The sequence below is a fragment of the Cedecea neteri genome (assembly GCF_000758325.1).
Lineage (GTDB): Bacteria > Pseudomonadota > Gammaproteobacteria > Enterobacterales > Enterobacteriaceae > Cedecea > Cedecea neteri_B.
The window spans coordinates 1053356-1074306 of record NZ_CP009459.1 but is presented as its reverse complement, the minus strand read 5'-3'; the positions used below and the strand labels follow the sequence as shown (position 1 = coordinate 1074306).

The 20951-nt window shown below is 58.0% G+C and carries 23 protein-coding genes; 13 read left to right on the top strand and 10 right to left on the bottom strand.

The window, feature by feature from the left end:
- Positions 1-18: 18 nt before the first annotated feature.
- Genes pstC through phoU form a run of 4 tightly spaced genes read left to right on the top strand, consistent with a single transcriptional unit; the run spans position 19 to position 3428 of the window.
- Complete coding sequence (gene pstC, locus LH86_RS05065; RefSeq protein ID WP_008457726.1) at positions 19-981, top strand: phosphate ABC transporter permease PstC; 963 nt, start codon at positions 19-21, stop codon at positions 979-981.
- Entirely contained in the window at positions 978-1868 is an 891-nt protein-coding gene (pstA, locus tag LH86_RS05060; RefSeq protein ID WP_008457724.1) for a phosphate ABC transporter permease PstA, read from the top strand. The genes pstC and pstA overlap by 4 nt, the downstream gene beginning before the upstream one ends.
- A gap of 47 nt (positions 1869-1915) precedes the next feature.
- A complete protein-coding gene (gene pstB, locus LH86_RS05055; RefSeq protein ID WP_008457722.1) occupies positions 1916-2689 on the top strand; it encodes a phosphate ABC transporter ATP-binding protein PstB in 774 nt (257 codons plus the stop codon).
- Positions 2690-2702: 13 nt separating this feature from the next.
- Positions 2703-3428, top strand: coding sequence for a phosphate signaling complex protein PhoU (phoU, locus tag LH86_RS05050; RefSeq protein ID WP_008457720.1), 726 nt, complete (start codon positions 2703-2705; stop codon positions 3426-3428).
- 53 nt (positions 3429-3481) lie between these two features.
- Here phoU and yiiM read toward each other — a convergent pair whose 3' ends face one another.
- From yiiM to hypA, 10 genes are all read right to left on the bottom strand, one after another.
- On the bottom strand, positions 3482-4159 hold the full coding sequence (gene yiiM, locus LH86_RS05045; RefSeq protein WP_039298988.1) for a 6-hydroxyaminopurine reductase: 678 nt from the start codon (positions 4157-4159) through the stop codon (positions 3482-3484).
- Positions 4160-4232: 73 nt separating this feature from the next.
- Positions 4233-4853 (bottom strand): superoxide dismutase [Mn], encoded by a 621-nt coding sequence (sodA, locus tag LH86_RS05040; RefSeq protein ID WP_008457716.1) that lies wholly within the window; start codon positions 4851-4853, stop codon positions 4233-4235.
- Positions 4854-5185: 332 nt separating this feature from the next.
- Positions 5186-6154, bottom strand: a complete 969-nt coding sequence (locus LH86_RS05035) for a chemotaxis protein (RefSeq protein WP_039298985.1) — start codon at positions 6152-6154, stop codon at positions 5186-5188.
- Positions 6155-6302: 148 nt separating this feature from the next.
- Complete coding sequence (yajD, locus tag LH86_RS05030; protein WP_008457693.1) at positions 6303-6650, bottom strand: HNH nuclease YajD; 348 nt, start codon at positions 6648-6650, stop codon at positions 6303-6305.
- A gap of 46 nt (positions 6651-6696) precedes the next feature.
- Positions 6697-8781, bottom strand: coding sequence for a formate hydrogenlyase transcriptional activator FlhA (gene flhA, locus LH86_RS05025; protein ID WP_039298982.1), 2085 nt, complete (start codon positions 8779-8781; stop codon positions 6697-6699).
- A 109-nt stretch (positions 8782-8890) separates the two neighbouring features.
- On the bottom strand, positions 8891-9901 hold the full coding sequence (hypE, locus tag LH86_RS05020) for a hydrogenase expression/formation protein HypE (protein ID WP_039298979.1): 1011 nt from the start codon (positions 9899-9901) through the stop codon (positions 8891-8893).
- Positions 9898-11019: a hydrogenase formation protein HypD gene (gene hypD / locus LH86_RS05015; RefSeq protein ID WP_039298975.1), complete on the bottom strand. Its 1122-nt coding sequence runs from the start codon at positions 11017-11019 to the stop codon at positions 9898-9900. The genes hypE and hypD overlap by 4 nt, the downstream gene beginning before the upstream one ends.
- Positions 11019-11279 (bottom strand): HypC/HybG/HupF family hydrogenase formation chaperone, encoded by a 261-nt coding sequence (locus tag LH86_RS05010; protein ID WP_039298972.1) that lies wholly within the window; start codon positions 11277-11279, stop codon positions 11019-11021. Before LH86_RS05010 ends, hypD begins: the two co-directional genes overlap by 1 nt.
- Positions 11270-12133 carry a hydrogenase nickel incorporation protein HypB gene (hypB, locus tag LH86_RS05005; protein ID WP_039298969.1) on the bottom strand — a complete coding sequence of 288 codons (864 nt, stop codon included), beginning with the start codon at positions 12131-12133 and terminating at the stop codon, positions 11270-11272. The genes LH86_RS05010 and hypB overlap by 10 nt, the downstream gene beginning before the upstream one ends.
- Complete coding sequence (gene hypA, locus LH86_RS05000; RefSeq protein WP_039298966.1) at positions 12126-12488, bottom strand: hydrogenase maturation nickel metallochaperone HypA; 363 nt, start codon at positions 12486-12488, stop codon at positions 12126-12128. Before hypA ends, hypB begins: the two co-directional genes overlap by 8 nt.
- Positions 12489-12826: 338 nt before the next feature.
- Here hypA and hycA point away from each other — a divergent pair, with 338 nt between their 5' ends.
- From hycA to hycI, 9 genes are all read left to right on the top strand, one after another.
- Positions 12827-13282 (top strand): formate hydrogenlyase regulator HycA, encoded by a 456-nt coding sequence (gene hycA / locus LH86_RS04995; RefSeq protein ID WP_039298962.1) that lies wholly within the window; start codon positions 12827-12829, stop codon positions 13280-13282.
- An 88-nt stretch (positions 13283-13370) separates the two neighbouring features.
- Complete coding sequence (locus tag LH86_RS04990) at positions 13371-13976, top strand: 4Fe-4S dicluster domain-containing protein (RefSeq protein WP_039298959.1); 606 nt, start codon at positions 13371-13373, stop codon at positions 13974-13976.
- The gene (hycC, locus tag LH86_RS04985; protein WP_039298956.1) at positions 13973-15781 is read left to right on the top strand and encodes a formate hydrogenlyase subunit 3; all 1809 of its coding nucleotides are present in this window, start codon (positions 13973-13975) and stop codon (positions 15779-15781) included. Before LH86_RS04990 ends, hycC begins: the two co-directional genes overlap by 4 nt.
- Positions 15782-15790: 9 nt before the next feature.
- The gene (locus tag LH86_RS04980; protein WP_039298953.1) at positions 15791-16717 is read left to right on the top strand and encodes a respiratory chain complex I subunit 1 family protein; all 927 of its coding nucleotides are present in this window, start codon (positions 15791-15793) and stop codon (positions 16715-16717) included.
- 17 nt (positions 16718-16734) lie between these two features.
- Complete coding sequence (locus tag LH86_RS04975; RefSeq protein ID WP_039298950.1) at positions 16735-18444, top strand: NADH-quinone oxidoreductase subunit C; 1710 nt, start codon at positions 16735-16737, stop codon at positions 18442-18444.
- A 192-nt stretch (positions 18445-18636) separates the two neighbouring features.
- Entirely contained in the window at positions 18637-19179 is a 543-nt protein-coding gene (locus tag LH86_RS04970) for a formate hydrogenlyase complex iron-sulfur subunit (RefSeq protein ID WP_039298946.1), read from the top strand.
- Complete coding sequence (locus LH86_RS04965) at positions 19179-19943, top strand: NADH-quinone oxidoreductase subunit B family protein (protein WP_008457680.1); 765 nt, start codon at positions 19179-19181, stop codon at positions 19941-19943. The genes LH86_RS04970 and LH86_RS04965 overlap by 1 nt, the downstream gene beginning before the upstream one ends.
- Positions 19943-20353 (top strand): formate hydrogenlyase maturation HycH family protein, encoded by a 411-nt coding sequence (locus LH86_RS04960; RefSeq protein ID WP_039298943.1) that lies wholly within the window; start codon positions 19943-19945, stop codon positions 20351-20353. Before LH86_RS04965 ends, LH86_RS04960 begins: the two co-directional genes overlap by 1 nt.
- Positions 20346-20828: a hydrogenase maturation peptidase HycI gene (gene hycI / locus LH86_RS04955; protein ID WP_039298940.1), complete on the top strand. Its 483-nt coding sequence runs from the start codon at positions 20346-20348 to the stop codon at positions 20826-20828. Before LH86_RS04960 ends, hycI begins: the two co-directional genes overlap by 8 nt.
- Positions 20829-20951 lie beyond the last annotated feature (123 nt).

Here is a 20951-nt window from a genome sequence, read left to right as displayed (position 1 = left end):
AACCACAAAGAGTACGCTATGGCTGTGACTAAGCCGACGTTTAAAGCCCCTGGCAAACAAGGCGATGTAATTTTCAGTGCGCTGGTAAGACTGGCTGCGCTGATTGTGCTATTTCTGCTGGGTGGGATTATCATCTCGCTGTTTATCTCCTCGCTGCCGAGCATTGAGAAGTTTGGCTTCTCTTTCCTCTGGTCCAAAGAGTGGGATGCCCCTAATGAAGTCTTCGGCGCACTGGTGCCGATTTACGGAACCCTCGTAACCTCGTTTATCGCACTGCTGATTGCGGTCCCGGTGAGCTTTGGTATCGCTCTGTTCCTGACAGAACTTGCGCCTGGCTGGCTGAAGCGCCCGCTGGGTATCGCCATTGAACTGCTGGCGGCCATTCCAAGTATCGTGTACGGCATGTGGGGCCTGTTTATCTTTGCTCCCCTGTTCGCGACTTACTTCCAGGAACCTGTAGGCAACGTGCTTTCTGCCGTGCCTATCGTTGGCGCGCTGTTCTCTGGCCCTGCGTTTGGGATCGGTATTCTTGCCGCTGGTGTGATCCTTGCCATCATGATCATCCCGTACATCGCCTCCGTGATGCGCGATGTTTTCGAACAAACGCCGGTAATGATGAAAGAATCCGCCTACGGCATCGGCTGCACCACCTGGGAAGTGATCTGGCGCATCGTGCTGCCGTTCACCAAAAATGGCGTGATTGGCGGCGTGATGCTTGGCCTCGGGCGTGCGCTGGGTGAAACCATGGCGGTGACCTTTATCATCGGTAACACCTACCAGCTCGACAGCGCTTCGCTGTATATGCCGGGCAACAGTATTACCTCTGCGCTGGCGAACGAATTTGCCGAAGCAGAATCTGGCCTGCATACCGCCGCGCTGATGGAGCTTGGCTTAATTCTGTTTGTGATTACCTTTATCGTACTGGCTATCTCTAAGTTCATGATTATGCGCCTGGCGAAAAACGAAGGGGCTCGCTCATGACCACGATGGAAATGCAAAGCAGCGCGGCGCTGGCCGAATCACGCCGCAAAATGCAGGCGCGTCGCCGCATGAAAAACCGCATCGCCCTGACGCTCTCTATGGCGACCATGGTGTTCGGTCTGTTCTGGCTGGTGTGGATCCTGTTTTCCACGGTGACCCGCGGCATCGACGGCATGTCGCTGGCGCTGTTTACCGAAATGACACCTCCGCCAAATACCGCGGGCGGCGGTCTGGCGAACGCCCTGGCGGGCAGCGGCCTGCTGATCCTGTGGGCGACTGTTATCGGTACGCCGCTGGGCATCATGGCCGGGATTTATCTGGCCGAATATGGCCGTAAATCCGCCCTGGCCGAAGTGATTCGTTTTATTAACGACATTCTTCTGTCCGCGCCGTCGATTGTGGTTGGCCTGTTCGTTTACACCATTGTGGTAGCGAAAATGGAACACTTCTCCGGCTGGGCGGGCGTGATTGCGCTGGCGCTGCTGCAGGTGCCTATCGTTATTCGTACCACCGAAAACATGCTGAAACTGGTGCCGGACAGCCTGCGCGAAGCGGCTTACGCACTGGGAACACCAAAATGGAAGATGATCTCCGCGATTACGCTGAAAGCGTCCGTCTCCGGGATTATCACCGGCGTGCTGCTGGCGATTGCCCGTATCGCTGGCGAAACCGCACCGCTGCTCTTCACCTCCCTCTCCAACCAGTTCTGGAGCACGGACATGATGCAGCCTATCGCCAACCTGCCGGTGACCATTTTCAAATTTGCTATGAGCCCGTTTGCCGAATGGCAACAGCTGGCCTGGGCAGGGGTGCTGATCATTACCCTCTGCGTGCTGCTGTTGAACATTCTGGCGCGCGTGATTTTCTCGAAGAGTAAACACGGTTAAATTTTACGGCGCGGCCCTCGCGGCGCCGGACGGAGATTAAGACACAGATGAGTAAGGTTGATTTAGCCCCAGGCAAAATCCAGGTTCGCGATCTGAACTTCTACTACGGTAAGTTCCACGCGCTGAAGAACATCAATCTGGATATTGCGAAAAACCAGGTTACCGCCTTCATTGGGCCGTCAGGCTGTGGTAAATCCACCCTGCTGCGTACCTTTAACAAAATGTACTCGCTCTACCCTGAGCAGCGTGCAGAAGGTGAAATCCTGCTGGATGGGGAAAATATTCTCACCCAGAGCCAGGACATCGCCCTGCTGCGTGCCAAAGTTGGCATGGTTTTCCAGAAGCCGACGCCGTTCCCGATGTCCATCTACGACAACATCGCTTTTGGCGTGCGTCTGTTTGAAAAGCTGTCCCGCAGCGACATGGATGAACGCGTGCAGTGGGCATTGACCAAAGCCGCGCTGTGGAACGAAACTAAAGATAAACTGCACCAGAGTGGCTACAGCCTCTCCGGTGGTCAGCAGCAGCGTCTGTGCATCGCTCGCGGCATCGCGATCCGCCCGGAAGTTCTGCTGCTGGATGAGCCGTGTTCCGCGCTTGACCCGATCTCCACCGGGCGTATCGAAGAGCTGATCACCGAGCTGAAAGAAGACTATACCGTAGTGATCGTGACCCACAACATGCAGCAGGCGGCGCGTTGTTCTGACCACACGGCGTTTATGTACCTCGGCGAGCTGATCGAATTCAGCGAAACCGATACGCTGTTTACTACGCCAGCGAAGAAACAAACCGAAGATTACATTACTGGCCGCTACGGTTGATTTGGAGAGCGCGATGGACAACCTCAACTTAAACAAACACATTTCTGGCCAGTTCAACGCCGAGCTGGAGTACATCCGTACTCAGGTGATGACGATGGGCGGGCTGGTGGAACAGCAGCTCTCCGACGCGATCACCGCGATGCACAACCAGGACAGCGAGCTGGCGAAGCGCGTCATCGCCGGTGACCAGAAGGTCAACATGATGGAAGTGGCGATCGATGAAGCCTGCGTGCGCATCATTGCCAAACGCCAGCCGACCGCCAGCGACCTGCGTCTGGTGATGGCGATCATCAAAACCATTGCTGAGCTGGAACGTATTGGTGACGTAGCGGATAAAATCTGCCGTACTGCGCTGGAAAAATTCTCCCAGCAGCACCAGCCGCTGCTGGTCAGCCTGGAATCGCTGGGGCGCCACACCGTGCAGATGCTGCACGACGTGCTGGACGCTTTCGCGCGTATGGATCTGGACGAAGCGGTGCGTATCTACCGCGAAGACAAGAAAGTTGACCAGGAATATGAAGGTATCGTGCGCCAGCTGATGACCTACATGATGGAAGACTCCCGTACCATTCCAAGCGTGCTGACCGCGCTGTTCTGCGCCCGCTCTATCGAGCGTATCGGTGACCGCTGCCAGAACATCTGCGAATACATCTTCTACTTCGTGAAGGGGCAGGATTTCCGTCACGTGGGCGGCGATGAACTGGACAAGCTGCTGGCGGGTAAAGATCCGAAAGAGTAAATGATCTCTTTCCCCCCTCTCCCCTTTGGGGAGAGGGCCGGGGTGAGGGGCCGTTACTTCCCGAACAAACGCCGCGAATTATCCTCGATCTTCCCTGAAATCCGCCGTTTCTGCATCGTTCTACTCCAGCTTACCGACAGTCCTGCTGCAGACAAAAGCCGATGATATTGCGAATCATCAAACGGCATATGCCAGGCAATGGCGATAGCTTCTGCCACCGTCACGTCGCTAACGCGGGAGACCAGTTCCAGCGGTGCATCGGCGGAAACATTCCCCGCCAGAATCACGCGATAAAGCCAGCCGCAGTAGCCCGCTTCCTGCATCCGCGTGGCCATATCCTCTACGCCAAAATGGTAGTTCAGCTTAAAGCAGGGCGATCGAGGCTGAGTCACCTGAATCAGCGCTTCACCCCAACGGTAAATATCGCCCATACAGACGTTCTTTTCCGTCATCCCTTCCGTGGACAGGTTTTCGCCGAAGGCCGGGGCGTTAAACAGCTCCGCTTTCTCCGGGAAGAGTTGCGCCCAGTGCTGATAATGCTCACGTGGATAGTGGCACAGCGCCCTGTCCGGCCCGCCGTGAATCACCTTCTCCGCCTGCTCGTCGCCCTCCAGCCCAAGCTCAGTCAGGCGAAGTTCACCGTCCACCTGAACCTTGGCGATGGCGCTGGGCCGACTCCCTTCGTAATCACGGGTCTGGCCAACGTAAACCTGAAGCGGATAGCGATGCATAAGCGACTCCCTGCGAAATAGACATAAAAAAAGCGAGCCATCAGGCTCGCTTCTCTAAGGTCGTATTGCAACCTTATTTTTTAGCGGCGAAACGTGCTGCTGCTTCGTCCCAGTTAACCACGTTCCAGAACTCTTTCGCGTAGTCCGGGCGACGGTTCTGGAATTTCAGGTAGTAAGCGTGTTCCCAAACGTCCAGGCCCACAATCGGGAAGCCGGAAGCGCCGGAGATAGCTTCGCCCATCAGCGGGCTGTCCTGGTTTGCAGTAGAGACTACAGCCAGTTTGTCGCCTTTCAGTACCAGCCACGCCCAGCCGGAGCCGAAACGAGTAGCAGCTGCTTTTTCGAACTCAGCTTTGAACGCGTCAACGCTGCCGAAATCGCGCTCGATAGCGGCTTTCAGGTCACCTTTCAGCTCGGTGCCTTTTTTCAGGCCTTTCCAGAAGAAGCTGTGGTTAGCGTGGCCGCCGGCGTTGTTACGCAGCACGGTTTTCTTATCCGCAGGCAGCTGATCCAGTTTAGCGATCAGTTCTTCAGCAGACAGGCTGGCAAACTCAGGCAGGGATTCCAGCGCGGCGTTCGCGTTGTTGACATAAGCCTGGTGGTGTTTGCTGTGGTGGATTTCCATGGTTTCTTTGTCGAAATGCGGTTCCAGCGCGTCGTAAGCGTAAGGCAGGGATGGCAGTGTATAGCTCATATTCATCGTCTCCATTAACGTAGAGCGGCTGTAATGCTGTTAACGCCGCGTAATCAGTCGGTTCATTATAGTTAATTAAATGATATTGAAAATGTTTATCAATGCCGTACTTAGCGTGTGGTTATAACTTTTCTTCATGAAACCACGGCTTACGGCTATAACGCAGCGGGTAAAAAGCCTTTTTTCAGAGTAACGGCGAATTGTTACCCGGTCGTGACGCGAAGATACGAAGAGGGGATAACTGGCGGTGATGGCTATCGTGAGTATTAGCTTAAAGAAGCGTTCTGGCTCAAATAGAAAACAAGGCCCGGCTTCGGGCCTTTTCTAATCTCTTAGCGCGTAGCGGCGTCTTCCAGTGCTTTGTGGATAACGGAGGAAAGTTCGGCGACGTCAAACTTGGCGACATAACCGTTGGCACCGACTTTACGGACGTGATCTTCGTTGGCGCTGCCGGACAGCGAGGAGTGGATCACCACCGGAATGTGCTTCAGCGAAGGCTCGGTCTTAATGTTGCGGGTCAGGGTAAAACCGTCCATCTCCGGCATCTCGATGTCGGTCAGCACCAGGCCGATTTTGTCGGTGATCGGCGTGCCGGACGCTTTGGCATCGGCGGCGATAAGCTTGATTTTTTCCCAGGCTTCCAGGCCGGTCGCGTGCATGATGGCCGGAATGCCCATCCCCTTCAGGCCCTGCTCCAGCATTGAGCGCGCAACTTTGGAGTCCTCGGCGACGATAGCCACCGCGCCCGGCTTCAGGGTATAGGTCTTCTCTTCGATCGCCGCAATATTCACATCTCTCCCGGACGGGATAATGTCATAGAGGATCTGCTCCACGTCCAGCACCAGCGCCAGGTCTTTGCCGGTTAGCGGGTCGTCAATATTGGCGATGCTGGTGATATTGCGGCTGCTGACCCCGGCTTCGGCGGCGTGCACCTGGCTCCAGTCGAGGCGAATAATGTTCTCCACGGACTCCACGGCAAACGCCTGGGTGCTGCGGGCATATTCGGTGATCAGTAATAAATTCAGGCCGGTGGTCGGCGTGCAGCCGGTGACTGCAGGCAGATCGATAACGGGGATAATCTGGTCGCGAATGTTAGCCATGCCCAGCAGCGGCGATTCCATGCCTGCGGCACGGTTAATCTTCGGCATTGGCACAATTTCACGCAGTTTAAAAACGTTGATGCCGTACAGCTCGGACTTGCTGTCGTGCTGGCTGGTCCCTAAGCGAAACAGCAGCAGCTCGAACTTGTTGGATAACGCCAGGTTGGCCCTTTCATCGATATCTTTCTGAAAACTATCCATTTTAACCTCAAGTGATAACCCGGCCTGAGAATCCAACCGTACGGAGTGAATGCTTGTCTAAGTTATCGGCAGCGTCTGGAAAAAATGAAGGGGAAAGGCGAAATGATTTCGCTTAGAGGGACGTGATATCCCTCTAAGCGGATGACGCTTACTTTTTCTTGTTCAGCATCGCTTTGAGGTCGGCAAACGGATTGTAGGTGGCTTCACCCACGTCCTTTTGCGCGTCTTCCCCGGCAATCACCGTGGAGCCGTACTGGTCGGCCTCGGTGTATTTCGAATGCTCATGATCGTGGCAATAAAGGCATAAAAGCTCCCAGTTGCTGCCATCTTCCGGGTTATTGGTGTGATCGTGGTCCATATGGTGAACGGTCAGTTCACGCAGGTTGGAATAGACAAACTCGCGGGAGCAGCGCCCGCACACCCACGGGAAAAGCTTCAGCGCCTTTTCGCGGTAGCCGCTTTCCAGCCGCGTATAGTTCTTGGGGATAATCGCCATGATTCAGGTTCCAGACAAAAAATGTAGGGTTATGCCCAGTTTCCGGCTAAAGCGCGTCTTTATCAATCCCCAGGCGCTTCATCCGCGAAAGTAACGTGGTGCGCTTCAGCCCCAGGCGCTGGGCAGCGCCTCGAGGCCCTGCCACCACGCCGTTAGCCTCTTTCAGCACGCGCAGGATGCGCTGGTACTCGTCCTCATCTTCACGCCTCTCCTCTTCCACAGCCGGAGAAAGATGGCGTTCCAGGGGAGGGCGGTGATCCATTTCCGGCAGGGAAAGATGCAGCACGCTGCCCCGGGTGAGTAACACCGCCCGCTCAATCACGTTTTCCAGCTCGCGCACGTTGCCCGGCCACTCCATGCGGCTTAGCGCGCGCAGTGTTTCTGCCGGAATACTGTCGATGTTGCGGTTCAGGTGGCGGGCGATTTTAAAGGTGAAGGATTTCACCAGCAGCGGGATATCCTCCGGGCGTTCGCGCAGCGGCGGCAGCGTGATAGGAAACACGTTCAGCCGGTAATACAGATCGCTGCGGAATTCCCGGTCGGCGACCATCTCTTTCAGGTTGCGGTTAGTGGCGGCGATCAGGCGCACGTCCACTTCCTGAACCTTATTGCTGCCGAGGCGCTCGAACTCTTGCTCCTGCAGCACGCGCAGCAGCTTGGGCTGCAGCTCAAGCGGCATATCGCCCACTTCGTCGAGGAACAGCGAGCTTTTATCCGCCAGCTCAAAGCGGCCGATGCGCTGATTGTTCGCCCCGGTAAACGCCCCGCGCTCGTGGCCGAACAGGTCGCTCTCCAGCAGCCCGGCAGGCATCGCAGCACAGTTGATCTTCACCATCCGGCGGCTGTTGCGCTCGCTCAGGTTATGGATCGCCCGGGCAATCAGCTCTTTACCGGTGCCGGTCTCGCCGAGGATCAGCACGGTGCTGTCGCTGCTGGCCACCATCTCCACCTGCTTAAGCACAATTGACATCGCTTCGCCGCGCCCGATAATTTCGCCAAAATCGCTGTCGACGTTATTAATCTGCTCGGTGAGGTAGAGGTTTTCATCCACCAGATTCTCTTTCAGGCGGTTGATTTCCTGATAGGCGAGGGCGTTATCCACCGCGATGGCAATACGTTCGGCAATCTGGCGCAGCAGCTTGAGGTTGGCTGGCGTAAAGCCCTGCTCGCTGCATTTGGCGAGCTTCAGGACGCCCAGCATATTGGGGCCGAACTTCAGCGGCAGCAGGCAAAGCGTCTGCGGTTTGTTGTCCCACATCTCCAGCAACATCCGCTCATACGGTGCCAGTTTGTCGCCAGGGCAAAGGTTGAGCAGCAGCATTTCGCCGCTTTTAAAGACGCGTTCTGACAGGGTGCCTTCTTCAAGCACATCGCTTTGATCGTGAATCGGCGAGGCTTCATCGACAAAATGAGTGGAGTAGAGCGTGAGTCGCGACTTGCGGCTGCTTTTCAGCACGATGCTGATGGAATCAATGGCGAAGTGATAGTGAATTTCCCGGGCAATCTCGCTTATCAGTTCGTCCAGGTCCAGCTTCGACAATACCGCGTTGGTGACGGCCACCAGAATGCGAAAATCGTCGCGTTCCCGGCACAATAACTGGTGATCGTGGCTCGAATTGAGCCGGGTCTGGATTTGCTCGGTCACCAGGCCGACAATTTGCGCCAGGGTATAAAGCCGGTTCAGCTCTTTTTCCGTCCAGGCATCCGCCTGATTGCGGATAAATTCGCAGCCGCCAAAGATTTTTCCTTCGGAGGCCAGCGGTAAAAGGCAGTAGCGACCAAAAGGGGCGTACAGGTCGAGGTCCGCCATTTGCGGCCAGGTTTCATCGAACTCTTGCTGGCTGCAAATCAGCGCCTCCGGGCGCGACAATATGCGGCGCACCGGGCCGTTGGCGAGCGCCATTTCATCTTCGTAGTGCAGTTCCTTGCCGTGTTTATCCTTGCCATAAAAGCTCACCCGCTGATGCAGGGGATGGTAAAGCAGAATGTTAACGCGATCGGCCAGCGCGCCCTGTTTCACCAGCTGCGTCAGGCTGCTGGCGAGTTCGTTGAGATCGGGCTGCTGGAGCAGCGTGCGGGTGATATCAAACACCCCCTGCTGCCCGAGATCGCTCATCGGCGTGTATGACATTTTTGCTTTCCATTGAAATGCCCTGCGGCGGGCGCAGGGCTAAAAAATATAATTAATATAAATATTGTTTAAGTTTAGTCAGCGTTGCGTGAATGCATACTGGTGCAGGTCAACAAATGCGCGGTAAGGGTTCAAAATGCGGCAGATCGAGCGTGCGTTTTACGCCATAAAGCCCCGTTACGCGCACCCCTTTTCGCTCCACCACCTCGCCTATGATTGCGGACTGTTTGCCGCATGGATGCTGCTGTAACGCCTGAATAACGGCCGGGGCGGACTCGGGAGATGCGGCGATAACCAGCTTGCCTTCATTAGCAAAATTTAACGCATCCAGCCCAAGCAGCTCGCAGACGCCGCGCACCGCCGGGTTCAGGGGCAATTTATTTTCGCTGATTTCCATCCCGCAGCCGCTGGTGTCGGCAAACTCATGCAGAACGGCGTTTACCCCGCCACGCGTGGCGTCCCGCAGCGCTTTTACGCCGGGGATTTGCAGCAGCGGGGCGATCATCGGTGCCAGCACCGCGCAATCGCTTTGCAGATCGCCGTCCAGACCCAGCTTCTCGCGCAGGTTGAGGATGGTTGCGCCGTGATCGCCGAGCGTACCGCTCACAATCAGCAGATCCCCTGTTTTGATCTGAGCTGAGCCCCAGTTAACGCCCGCTGGAATAGCGCCTATCCCGGCGGTATTGATAAACAGCTTGTCTGCCGCGCCGCGCGGCACGACTTTGGTGTCGCCGGTCACAATGGCGATATTGGCCGAGCGCGCGGCATTCGCCATGCTGGTGACCACGCGCTCCAGCGTTTCAAACGGCAGGCCTTCTTCAAGGATAAAACCGCACGACAGCCAGCGCGGTGTAGCCCCGCTTACCGCGACGTCGTTCGCCGTGCCGCACACGGCCAGCTTGCCGATGTCTCCGCCGGGGAAAAACAGCGGATCGATAACGTAGCTGTCGGTGGAAAACGCCAGGCGGTCGCCGCTGGCGGTAAGTTCTGCCAGCGAAAGCCGCGCCTGATCTTCCTGCTCGGCCAGCCACGGATTATCAAAAGCCCGCATAAACAGGCTGGCGATCAGCTGTTGCATCGCCTGGCCGCCGCTGCCGTGGGCCAGCTCAACGGTTTTCATACTTCACACTCCTGAGAACGGTACTGATACCACGCCGCGCAGGCTCCTTCGGAGGAGACCATCAGCGCGCCGAAGGCGTTTTGCGGATTACAGTCGCGGCCGAACAGTGGGCATTGCTGCGGCTTGCAGCGCCCGGTCAGCACGTCGCCGCAGCGGGCTTTCGGGTCGTCGTAAACCTGCTGAGGTTTGGGCTGGAAATGATCTTCGGCATCAAACTGGCGGTAGGCTTCGGTGAGCTGAACGCCGGAATCGCCGATCACGCCCAGGCCGCGCCATTCCGCTTCGCCGCGCACGGTAAACACGTCGCCTATCGCGTTTTGCGCTAGCAGGTTGCCTTCTTCCGGCACGACGCGTCGGTACTGGTTTTCGACCAGGCTGCGCTGCCGAATTTTTTGCTCGACCAGCATCAGCACGCCCTGCAGTAGATCGAGTGGCTCAAAACCGGCGACCACCAGCGGGCGCTGGTGCTCAGTGGCAATAAAGTCATAGGCTTCGGTCCCAATCACCATGCTGACGTGCCCCGGAGCGAGGAAAGCGCCGATGCCGTTATCGGGCTGGGAAAGCAGGCTGCGCAGCGTTGGGATCAGCGTGATGTGCTGGCAGAAGAAATAGAAGTTATCGATGCCCTGCGCTTTCGCTTGTTGAAGCGTGATTGCGGTGGCGGGCATGGTGGTTTCAAAGCCGAGGCCAAAGAACACCACTTTTCGCTCCGGATTTTGGCGCGCCAGCGTTAACGCGTCGATTGGCGAGTAAATCACCCTGACGTCCGCGCCTCGCGCTTTCGCCTGCATCAGCGAGCCGTTTTTACCCGGCACGCGCATCGCATCCCCAAAAGTGCAGAAAATCACTTCCGGATGGCTGGCTATCTCAATGCAGCTGTCGATTCTCCCCATTGGCAACACGCAAACCGGGCAGCCTGGACCGTGAATAAACTCGATATTTTCCGGCAGCAGCTGATCGAGACCGAATTTAAAAATGGCGTGGGTATGGCCGCCGCAAACTTCCATGATGCGCAGCGGGTGGCTGGCCGTGTAGTTCAGCAGCGGGGCGCGGGATTTCAGCGTTTCAATCAGCTGCATCACGCGGTCGGGATCGCGGTATTCATCGACGTAGCGCATCAGCGACTCTCCTCGCCGTAAAGCAGCGCGCCGACGTCCGGCTCGACCTCAAACATGTTTTGCAGGGCATCCAGCGTGTCCCGCGCCTCGGCTTGGTCAATAATGCTCATGGCAAACCCGACGTGAACCAAAACCCATTGCCCCACGGCGGCGTCACCTACCAGCGTTAAATTCACGTCACGCTGCACGCCGCAGACGTCCACTTTCGCGCTGCCATCGGCCAGGCGCTCAACAATTTGCCCCGGAATGCCTATGCACATCGCTCCGCCTCCAGCCAGCTAAGCCACTCGTCCATCCCTTCGCCGCTGGTCGCGGAAACCAGAATAATTTTGATGTCCGGATTGACCTCGCGGGCAAAAGCCAGGCACTTGCTGACGTCGAACTGCAGGTACGGCAGCAGGTCGATTTTGTTCAGCAGCATCAGCGACGCTGCGGCGAACATATGCGGGTATTTCAGCGGCTTATCTTCGCCTTCCGTTACCGACAGCACTGCGACCTTATGGCGTTCGCCTAAATCAAAGCTTGCCGGGCAAACCAGGTTGCCGACGTTTTCGATAAACAGTACGCCGTCGCGCTCAAGCGGCAGGCGCAGCATGGCATCGCGAATCATCCGGGCATCAAGATGGCAGCCTTTCCCGGTATTCACCTGAATGGCCGGTGTGCCGGTTTCGCGGATGCGCGCGGCGTCGTTCACCGTTTGCTGATCGCCTTCGATAACCGCGCACGGCACTTTGGCATTCAGGCGCTTCAGCGTTTCGGTGAGCAGGGTGGTTTTGCCGGAACCGGGGCTGGAGACGAGATTCAGCACCAGTTGATTCTGGCTGGCGAAACGGTCGCGGTTATGGGCGGCGAGCTGGTTATTTTTGTCGAGTACGTTCAGCTCGATCTCCAGCATCTTACGCTGGGTCATTCCCGGTGCGTGGGTGCCTGCCGCGCCGTGGCCGTAATGCAGGTCGCCCTGTTCGTCGGCCGTTGGGGCAAACTTGACGCCGGTTATCTGCTGCAGCGGGCGTGCCGCCGGGGCAAACGGGGCGCTGCGAAAGCCTGAGTGGGGATTGCGCTCGTCCCCTTCAATGTACAGGTTGCCTTCACCGCAACCGCAAGTGCTACACATGAGCTATCTCCTGATCGATTTCCAGACGCTTAATTTGCATGCCGTCATTCGCCACGATGCGCAGGTTGCTGCCGCTACAGTTGGGGCAGCACTTCACGCGCTGGGTCAGTAAGGTGACGAACTGCTGGCAGTCATGGCACCAGCATTCGGCTTCCTGCTGGTGGATATGCAGTTCGCAGCCTTCCGCCAGGGTGCCGCGGCAAACCAGATCAAAGCAAAACTCCAGGGCGCTGGTTTCCACGCACGAGAAGGCGCCGACCTCCAGCCAGACGCCGGTCACGCGACGGGCATTGTTCTGGCGGGCATGGTTTTCGATAAGTTCGACTGCGCGCTGGCAAAGGGTGATTTCGTGCATGGGGCCTCCGGGGTTAACTGGGACTGGTAATGCAAGGACGGTGCCAGACTTTTTCTTTGCCCCTCACCCCGGCCCTCTCCCCAGAGGGGCGAGGGGGAATTCTTTAAAAAATATAAGGGTTAGCCAGCCCTGTTGTTTTTATCCCCTCTCCCTTCCGGGGAGAGGGTTAGGGTGAGGGTAAAAAGTGCCGTCGCCCAAAGTCAAAGATGACGAAATGACATGTCACTCGGCTCACTCAAGACACTTTTATCGTTTAAATTCATTTAAAAACAATTAATTAAAAACATGGCACGAAACGTGCCTTACGGAGGGACAAGCACTAACAGAGTGAACAAAACATGAACATTTGGGAACTGAGCGAAAAAGCCGAGTACATCGCCGACAGGCACCAGCGGCTGCTTTCGCAGTGGCATCTTTACGGCAACACCCTGATTCAGGGGATCACCTTATCCAAAGCGAAGCTGCATCACGCCGTGGGCTGCAACCCGGACGAAAGCCTGCGCTTCTTCTTATTTGACCACTTCGTCATTCAAATCAACCTCGCCGAAGGCTTTAACAGCCACACCATCGAGTACAGCATCGAACTGCGCGACGGCAGCGATAACGTGCTGATTGCCAAGGCGACTATCGACGATGACGGGCTGATTGATAACACCGTCAGCAACCGCGATCGCGAGAAAGTGCTGGAACACTACCTTGAGCTTATCCGCCCGGTGTACGACAGCCTTTATCTGGCCGTGCAGCAAAACACCCCGCTATCCATGGCGCTGCTGCAAAAGTCCGCCGTGGCATGAAGAGATCTGGGGTGTCGAGAACTGTCGAACCGGCAGCTTTTCGGCATGTTTTCGTCAAAAATGACGATTGTCACCTGAGGAAGAACTGGTGAACCGTTTTGTAATCGCTGACTCAAAATTGTGTATGGGCTGCCATACCTGTGAAGCGGCCTGCGCCGAGACGCACCGCCTGCACGGCCTGCAGTCCATGCCGCGCCTGAAAGTCATGCGCAACCTGAATGAATCTGCGCCGCAGATGTGCCACCACTGTGAAGACGCCCCCTGCGCCGGGGTTTGCCCGGTCAATGCGATAACCCGCGTGGACGGCGCCGTGCAGCTGAATGAAAGCCTGTGCGTAAGCTGCAAACTTTGCGGCATCGCCTGCCCGTTCGGCGCCATTGAATTTTCCGGTAGCCGCCCGCTGCATATTCCCGCCAACGTGAACAGCCCGAAAGCGCCACCTGCGCCTCCGGCTCCGGCTCGCGTCAGCCCGCTGCTGGACTGGGTTCCCGGCGTTCGCGCCATCGCCGTGAAATGCGACCTGTGCAGCTTCGACGAAAGCGGCCCGGCCTGCGTTCGCACCTGCCCGACCAAGGCGCTGCGGCTGATCGACACCAAAGACATCGCCCAGGCCAGCAAGCGCAAACGTGAACTGACGCTTGGCGCGACGCTCGGCGACCTGACCCTGTTTACCCAGCCAGAGGCGAGAAAATGAATGCATTTTTACTGATTCACTGGGCGCTTTTGGGATTTGTCATCAGCGCGGTGTTAGCCGGCGTTCTGGCATTTTCAAAGCCCGTTAGCGGCTTTATCGGCGGCATTGGCGGCGCAATTAGCGCCGTGATCTTGTTGATTGCGGGCGTGCAGGCGCTGCTGGGCTTCAGCGGCGATGCGCAAATCTGGCACTGGCACCTGCAGCTCAACGCCTTTAACGGTGTCTGGCTGGTGACGGTGGCGTTAAGCGGCCTGTTTATCTCAGTTTATAACTGCGCCTGGCATCGCCATCCGGCGGTAAAAGCCAACGGCCTGCTGATTAACTTAATCCTGGCGGCAAGCGTTGCGGCGCTGGTGGCCGACAACTTTGTCACGCTGGTGGCGATGGCAGAAATTATCTCCCTGGCGGGTTATTTCCTCACCGGCTGTCAGAAGTCCGGGCAGCTGTGGTTTGCCCTTGGTCGTCTGGGCACAGTGCTTTTAGCGATTGCCTGCTGGCTGCTGTGGCAGCGCTACGGCACGCTGGGCTATGGCGATCTGCGTCATCTCCTCGACGGTGCGCCGCTGCCAGCCCCGGTACTGATCCTTGCGCTACTCGGCTTTGGATTGCTGGCCGGGATTATCCCGCTGCACGGCTGGGTGCCGCAGGCGCATGCGAATGCCTCCGCACCAGCCGCCGCCTTGTTCTCCGCCGTGGTGTTGAAGATTGGCCTCTACGGCATCATGAGCTTCTCGCTCATCAGTAATACGCTGCCGCTGTGGTGGGGCGTGCTGGTGGTGGTGGTCGGCATGATCACCGCGTTTATCGGCGGGCTTTACGCGCTGATGGAGCACAACATCAACCGGCTGCTGGCTTATCACTCCCTTGAGAACATCGGTATTATTTTGCTGGGCCTGGGCTGCGGCCTGCTCGGTATCGCACTGCATGAGCCGGTGCTGGTGGCGCTGGGCATGACCGGCGGCCTTTATCACCTGTTCAACCACAGCCTGTTTAAAACCACGCTGTTCCTCGGCGCAGGTGCGGTGTGGTTCCGCACCGGTCATCGGGATATCGAGAAGCTGGGCGGGATCGGCAAACGCATGCCGGTTATCTCGCTGGCGATGCTGGTCGGGCTGATGGCGATGGCCGCGCTGCCGCCGCTGAACGGCTTTGCCGGGGAGTGGGTCATCTATCAGTCCTTCTTCCGCCTCGGCAGCCTGCCGCTGTTTGTGGGCCGCTTTATTGGGCCGCTGCTGGCCGTGGGGCTGGCAATCACCGGTGCGCTGGCGGTGATGTGCATGGCGAAAGTCTATGGCGTCACTTTCCTGGGTGCTCCACGTACTCAGGAAGCGGAAAACGCGACCCCTGCGCCGTGGCTAATGAATGCCTCAGTCGCTCTGCTTGCTGCGTGCTGTGTGGCGGCGGGTGTGGCTGCCCCGTGGCTTCTGCCTTTGCTTCAGCACGCCGTGCCGTTGCCTCTGCAACCGGCGCATACCGCTGTGTCTCAGCCGATGATCACGCTGCTGCTGATCGCCTCTCCGCTGCTGCCGTTAATTTTGATGATCGTTTTCCGCGGCGACCGTTTACCAAACCGCTCTCGCGGCTCGGCCTGGGTCTGCGGCTACGACCACGAACAGGCGATGGTGATCACCGCCACGGGCTTTGCCCAGCCGGTCAAAGCGGCGTTTGCGCCTTTGCTTAAGCTGCGCCAAACCCTGAACCCGGTGAAGTGGATCCCAGGCTGGCAGTGCGAGTGCCTGTCCGGCACGTTCCGCCGTCTGGCGATGGTTGAGCTGGCGGTCTTACTGGTGGCGATGGTTGCCTGAGGAACTCATATGACTACGTTTTTATTTGCTCTTATCCAGGCGCTGGCGCTGTTTTTTGCCGCGCCGCTGCTGGCCGGGATTACCCGCGTGACGCGCGCCCGACTGCATAACCGCCGTGGCCCCGGCGTGCTGCAGGAATACCGGGATTTGTTCAAGTTGCTGGGTCGCCAGAGCGTGGCCCCCGCCGCCTCTGGCTGGGTTTTCCGCCTGATGCCGTTCGTGATGGTGGGCGTGATGCTCACCATCGCCACCGCGCTGCCGGTGGTGACGATTGCCTCGCCGCTGCCGTCATTAGGCGACCTGATCACCTTAATTTACCTGTTCGCCATCGCCCGCTTCTTCTTTGCCATCGCCGGGCTGGACACCGGCAGCCCGTTCACCGGGATTGGTGCCAGCCGTGAAGCGATGTTGGGTGTGCTGGTTGAGCCGATTCTACTGCTTGGCCTGTGGGTGGCCGCACAGGTGGCCGGCAGCACGCACATCAGCAATATCGCCGGGGCTATTCACGCCTGGCCGACGGCGGAAAGCCTGACGCTGATCCTGGCCTTCGCGGCCTGCGCTTTTGCGACCTTCATCGAAATGGGCAAGCTGCCGTTTGACCTCGCCGAAGCCGAGCAAGAGCTGCAGGAAGGGCCGTTGTCCGAATACAGCGGCGCGGGCTTTGCGGTACTGAAGTGGGGCATTTCCCTTAAGCAACTGGTTGTGCTGCAAATGTTTGTTGGTGTGTTCCTGCCCTGGGGGCAAATGAGCGCCTTTAGCTGGGGCGGGCTTGTTCTCGCCCTGGTGCTGGCCGTTGTGAAGCTGGTGGCGGGCGTGCTGATTATCGCGCTGTTCGAAAACAGCATGGCACGCCTGCGGATGCTGGAAACCTCGCGCATTACCTGGGCCGGTTTTGGCTTTGCCTTTTTAGCCTTCGTCTCCTTGCTGGCGGCGTGATTTAAGAGAACCTATCGATGTCTGAAGAAAAAATTGGTCAACACTATCTCGCCGCGCTGCATCAGCAATTCCCGAATGCGGTGATCGACGAAGCCTGGCAGACCAAAGACCAAATCACCGTCACCGTGAAGCTCAATATGCTGCCGGAGGTGGTGGAGTGGCTTTACTACCAGCAGGGCGGCTGGCTTTCGGTGCTGTTTGGTAACGATGAGCGCCAGCTGTGCGGCAGCTACGCGGTGTATTACGTCCTGTCGATGGAAAGCGGGGTGAAGTGCTGGATCACCGTGCGTGTGGAAGTGGACGCCGACAAGCCGGAGTTCCCGTCCGTCACGCCTCGCGTACCTGCCGCCGTTTGGGGCGAACGTGAAGTTCGCGATATGTACGGCCTGCAGCCGGTTGGCCTGCCCGATGAGCGCCGTCTGGTGCTGCCGGATGACTGGCCGGACGATCTCTATCCGCTGCGTAAAGACAGCATGGATTACCGCCAGCGTCCGGCACCGACCACCGACAAAGAGACCTACGAGTTCATCAATGAACTGGGGACGAAAAAGAACAACGTGGTGCCGATTGGCCCGCTGCACGTCACTTCTGATGAACCCGGCCACTTCCGCCTGTTCGTCGATGGCGAAAACATTATCGACGCCGACTACCGACTGTTCTACGTCCATCGCGGCATGGAAAAGCTGGCGGAAACCCGCATGGGCTACAACGAAGTTACCTTCCTGTCCGATCGCGTGTGCGGCATCTGCGGCTTTGCCCACAGCACCGCCTATACAACCTCGGTGGAAAACGCGATGGGAATTGTGGTGCCGGAGCGCGCGCAGATGATTCGCGCCATTCTGCTGGAGGTTGAGCGTCTGCATAGCCACCTGCTGAACCTCGGCCTGGCCTGCCACTTTGTCGGCTTCGACTCCGGTTTTATGCAGTTCTTCCGCGTGCGTGAAATGTCGATGAAGATGGCGGAGATCCTGACCGGGGCGCGGAAAACCTACGGCCTGAACCTGATCGGCGGCATCCGCCGCGACCTGCTGAAAGACGACATGATCCAGACCCGCCAGCTTGCCCAGCAGATGCGCCGGGAAGTGCAAGATCTGGTGGATATTCTGCTGAGCACGCCGAACATCGAACAGCGTACCGTCGGCATTGGCCGCCTCGACCCGCAAATCGCCCGTGATTTTAGCAACGTCGGCCCAATGGTTCGCGCCAGCGGCCATGCCCGCGATACCCGCGCCGATCACCCGTTTGTCGGTTACGGCCTGCTGCCGATGGAAGTACATAGCCTCGACGGCTGCGACGTGCTTTCCCGCCTGAAAGTGCGCATCAATGAAGTCTTTACCGCACTGAACATGATTGATTTCGGTCTGGATAACCTGCCGGGCGGCTCGCTCGCCGTGGAAGGTTTTACCTACATTCCAAACCGCTTTGCCCTGGGCTTCTCAGAGGCTCCGCGCGGGGACGACATTCACTGGAGCATGACCGGGGACAACCAGAAGCTGTACCGCTGGCGCTGCCGTGCGGCGACGTACGCCAACTGGCCAACCCTGCGCTATATGCTGCGCGGCAACACGGTATCTGACGCGCCGCTGATTATCGGCAGCCTTGATCCTTGCTATTCCTGCACCGACCGCATGACGGTGGTGGACGTGCGCAAGAAGAAAAGCCAGGTGGTGCCGTACAAAGAGCTGGAGCGCTATAGCATTGAGCGCACGAATTCGCCGCTGAAATGATTTTGATGCCTGGTCGGTGACTGACCCTCACCCCGGCCCTCTCCCTGGAAGGGAGAGGGGGAAAACCGGCTTCGATCTGTCTCTTGCCTCTTATGGGCGTAGATGGAATCGCACTCGAACTGTCCCCTCGCCTCTCAGGGGAGAGGGTTAGGGTGAGGGGTTGTTTTCAGGCCAGGCAAACAAGGAAAACACATGTTTAACTTCATCAAAAAAGCCATCAAGGGCGGCGTGGCAACCGAGTCTTACCCGCTCCAGCCCATTGCCGTCGACCCTAATTTTCGCGGCAAGCCCGAGCACAACCCGCAGCAATGCATCGGCTGTGCGGCCTGCGTGAACGCCTGCCCGTCCAATGCCCTGAGCGTTGAGACCGATCTTGCCGCCGGGCAACTGCAGTGGAGCTTTAACCTCGGGCGCTGCATCTTCTGTGGGCGCTGCGAAGAGGTTTGCCCGACGGCCGCCATCAAACTCTCACAGCAGTACGAGCTGGCGGTGTGGAATAAAGCCGACTTCCTGCAGCAGGCCAGCTTCCCGTTGTGCAACTGCCGCGAATGTGGCCGCCCGTTCGCCGTGCAAAAAGAGATCGACTACGCCATTGCGCTGCTTGAGCACAACGGCGATTCCCGCGCGGAAAGGCGCCGTACAGCATTTGAAACCTGCCCGGACTGCAAGCGCCAGCAAAGCCTGGTGTCGTCCGACCGGATCGACTTTAGCCGTCAGATGAGAGAGGCCAGCTAATGAGTAACCTACTGGGGCCGCGCGACCACAACGGCATTCCGGTGCCGATGACGGTGGACGAATCTATCGCCAGCATGAAGGCATCGCTGCTGAAAAACATCAAACGCTCTGCCTACGTTTACCGTGTGGATTGCGGCGGCTGTAACGGCTGCGAAATCGAGATTTTTGCTACGCTTTCGCCACTTTTCGACGCAGAACGCTTTGGGATCAAAGTGGTTCCTTCTCCTCGCCATGCCGATATTCTGCTTTTTACCGGAGCGGTAACCCGCGCGATGCGTTCCCCGGCGCTGCGCGCCTGGGAGTCTGCTCCCGATCCTAAAATCTGTATCTCCTACGGGGCCTGCGGCAACAGCGGCGGGATCTTCCACGACCTTTACTGCGTCTGGGGCGGGACCGACAAAATCGTGCCGGTCGATGTGTACATCCCCGGTTGTCCACCCACGCCTGCCGCCACGCTGTACGGCTTCGCGATGGCGCTTGGCCTGCTGGAACAAAAAATCCACGCCCGCCCGGCAAGTGAGCTGGACGTTGAGCCTGCAAAAATCCTCCATCCGGATATGGTTCAGCCGCTGCGCGTGCGCATTGACCGCGCTGCTCGCCGCCTCGCCGGTTACCGCTATGGCCGCCAGATTGCCGACAGCTACATGACTAACCTGACGACCGGGGGCGACGCTGTTCAGCAGTGGCTGAGCGCGGAAAACGACCCACGCCTGACGGAAATCGTCACTAACCTTGAGCAACTGGTTCATCAGGAGCGCGTGTAATGAGCGAGTCGGTGGTGTTCTGTCAGCTCAGCCGCAAGTTTGTCGATGAGAACGACAACACCCCGGCTGAAGCTCAGCAGGTGGTCTACTACAGCCTGGCGATTGGCCACCATTTGGGGGTAATCGACTGCCTGAAAGAGAGCCTGGTTTGCCCGCTGGAAGCCTATCAGGCGTGGATCGCCACGCTTGAGGCTGACGGCGAGGCCCGGCACAAAATGAACGGCGTGCCGCGCTACGGCGAAATCGTGATCGACCAGAATCATGTGGTGATGCTGGCGCGGGCGCTGGATGCCGCTAAGCCGACGCAGACGCCGGAACAGCAGGCCTGGAGCCAGGCGCTGCTCGACATGCTGCAGGCTATTCAACAAGAACCCGCCATCTACCTGATGGTAAGGAGACGCTATGACTAAGGTACTGCTTTGCGTAGGCAACAGCATGATGGGCGACGACGGGGCTGGCCCGCTGCTGGCCGAGAAGTGTCAGGCTTCTCCGCAGGGTGACTGGGTGGTGATCGACGGCGGCAGCGCGCCGGAAAACGACGTGGTTGCTATCCGCGAACTCCGCCCGGAGCTGCTGCTGATCGTGGATGCCACCGACATGATGCTCAACCCCGGTGAGATCCGCGTCATTGACCCGGATGACATCGCCGAGATGTTTATGATGACTACCCACAACATGCCGCTTAATTATCTGGTCGATCAGCTAAAAGAGGACGTGGGCGAAGTGGTATTCCTCGGCATTCAGCCGGATATCGTTGGCTTTTACTACCCGATGACGGAGGCGGTGAAAGCGGCGGTGGAGCAGGTTTATCAGCGGCTGGCGACGTGGACGGGTTTTGGCGGGTATGAGCCCCTCATGATTTCAGAGAGCGAAACGTCTTTTTAGTCTTTCCCCTCACCCTAACCCTCTCCCCGTGGGGGAGAGGGGATCAGAACGGCTCCCCCACTTACATGGGAGAAAGAGCCCAATTCTTTTCCCCCTCTCCCTTCCAGGGAGAGGGTTGGGGTG

Bases quoted from the DNA above. Each gene is read 5' to 3' on its own strand.
- pstC (WP_008457726.1), top strand. From the start codon at position 19: ATGGCTGTGACTAAGCCGACGTTTAAAGCCCCTGGCAAACAAGGCGAT.
- pstA (WP_008457724.1), top strand. From the start codon at position 978: ATGACCACGATGGAAATGCAAAGCAGCGCGGCGCTGGCCGAATCACGC.
- pstB (WP_008457722.1), top strand. From the start codon at position 1,916: ATGAGTAAGGTTGATTTAGCCCCAGGCAAAATCCAGGTTCGCGATCTG.
- phoU (WP_008457720.1), top strand. From the start codon at position 2,703: ATGGACAACCTCAACTTAAACAAACACATTTCTGGCCAGTTCAACGCC.
- yiiM (WP_039298988.1), bottom strand. From the start codon at position 4,159: ATGCATCGCTATCCGCTTCAGGTTTACGTTGGCCAGACCCGTGATTAC.
- sodA (WP_008457716.1), bottom strand. From the start codon at position 4,853: ATGAGCTATACACTGCCATCCCTGCCTTACGCTTACGACGCGCTGGAA.
- LH86_RS05035 (WP_039298985.1), bottom strand. From the start codon at position 6,154: ATGGATAGTTTTCAGAAAGATATCGATGAAAGGGCCAACCTGGCGTTA.
- yajD (WP_008457693.1), bottom strand. From the start codon at position 6,650: ATGGCGATTATCCCCAAGAACTATACGCGGCTGGAAAGCGGCTACCGC.
- flhA (WP_039298982.1), bottom strand. From the start codon at position 8,781: ATGTCATACACGCCGATGAGCGATCTCGGGCAGCAGGGGGTGTTTGAT.
- hypE (WP_039298979.1), bottom strand. From the start codon at position 9,901: ATGAAAACCGTTGAGCTGGCCCACGGCAGCGGCGGCCAGGCGATGCAA.
- hypD (WP_039298975.1), bottom strand. From the start codon at position 11,019: ATGCGCTACGTCGATGAATACCGCGATCCCGACCGCGTGATGCAGCTG.
- LH86_RS05010 (WP_039298972.1), bottom strand. From the start codon at position 11,279: ATGTGCATAGGCATTCCGGGGCAAATTGTTGAGCGCCTGGCCGATGGC.
- hypB (WP_039298969.1), bottom strand. From the start codon at position 12,133: ATGTGTAGCACTTGCGGTTGCGGTGAAGGCAACCTGTACATTGAAGGG.
- hypA (WP_039298966.1), bottom strand. From the start codon at position 12,488: ATGCACGAAATCACCCTTTGCCAGCGCGCAGTCGAACTTATCGAAAAC.
- hycA (WP_039298962.1), top strand. From the start codon at position 12,827: ATGAACATTTGGGAACTGAGCGAAAAAGCCGAGTACATCGCCGACAGG.
- hycC (WP_039298956.1), top strand. From the start codon at position 13,973: ATGAATGCATTTTTACTGATTCACTGGGCGCTTTTGGGATTTGTCATC.
- LH86_RS04980 (WP_039298953.1), top strand. From the start codon at position 15,791: ATGACTACGTTTTTATTTGCTCTTATCCAGGCGCTGGCGCTGTTTTTT.
- LH86_RS04975 (WP_039298950.1), top strand. From the start codon at position 16,735: ATGTCTGAAGAAAAAATTGGTCAACACTATCTCGCCGCGCTGCATCAG.
- LH86_RS04970 (WP_039298946.1), top strand. From the start codon at position 18,637: ATGTTTAACTTCATCAAAAAAGCCATCAAGGGCGGCGTGGCAACCGAG.
- LH86_RS04965 (WP_008457680.1), top strand. From the start codon at position 19,179: ATGAGTAACCTACTGGGGCCGCGCGACCACAACGGCATTCCGGTGCCG.
- LH86_RS04960 (WP_039298943.1), top strand. From the start codon at position 19,943: ATGAGCGAGTCGGTGGTGTTCTGTCAGCTCAGCCGCAAGTTTGTCGAT.
- hycI (WP_039298940.1), top strand. From the start codon at position 20,346: ATGACTAAGGTACTGCTTTGCGTAGGCAACAGCATGATGGGCGACGAC.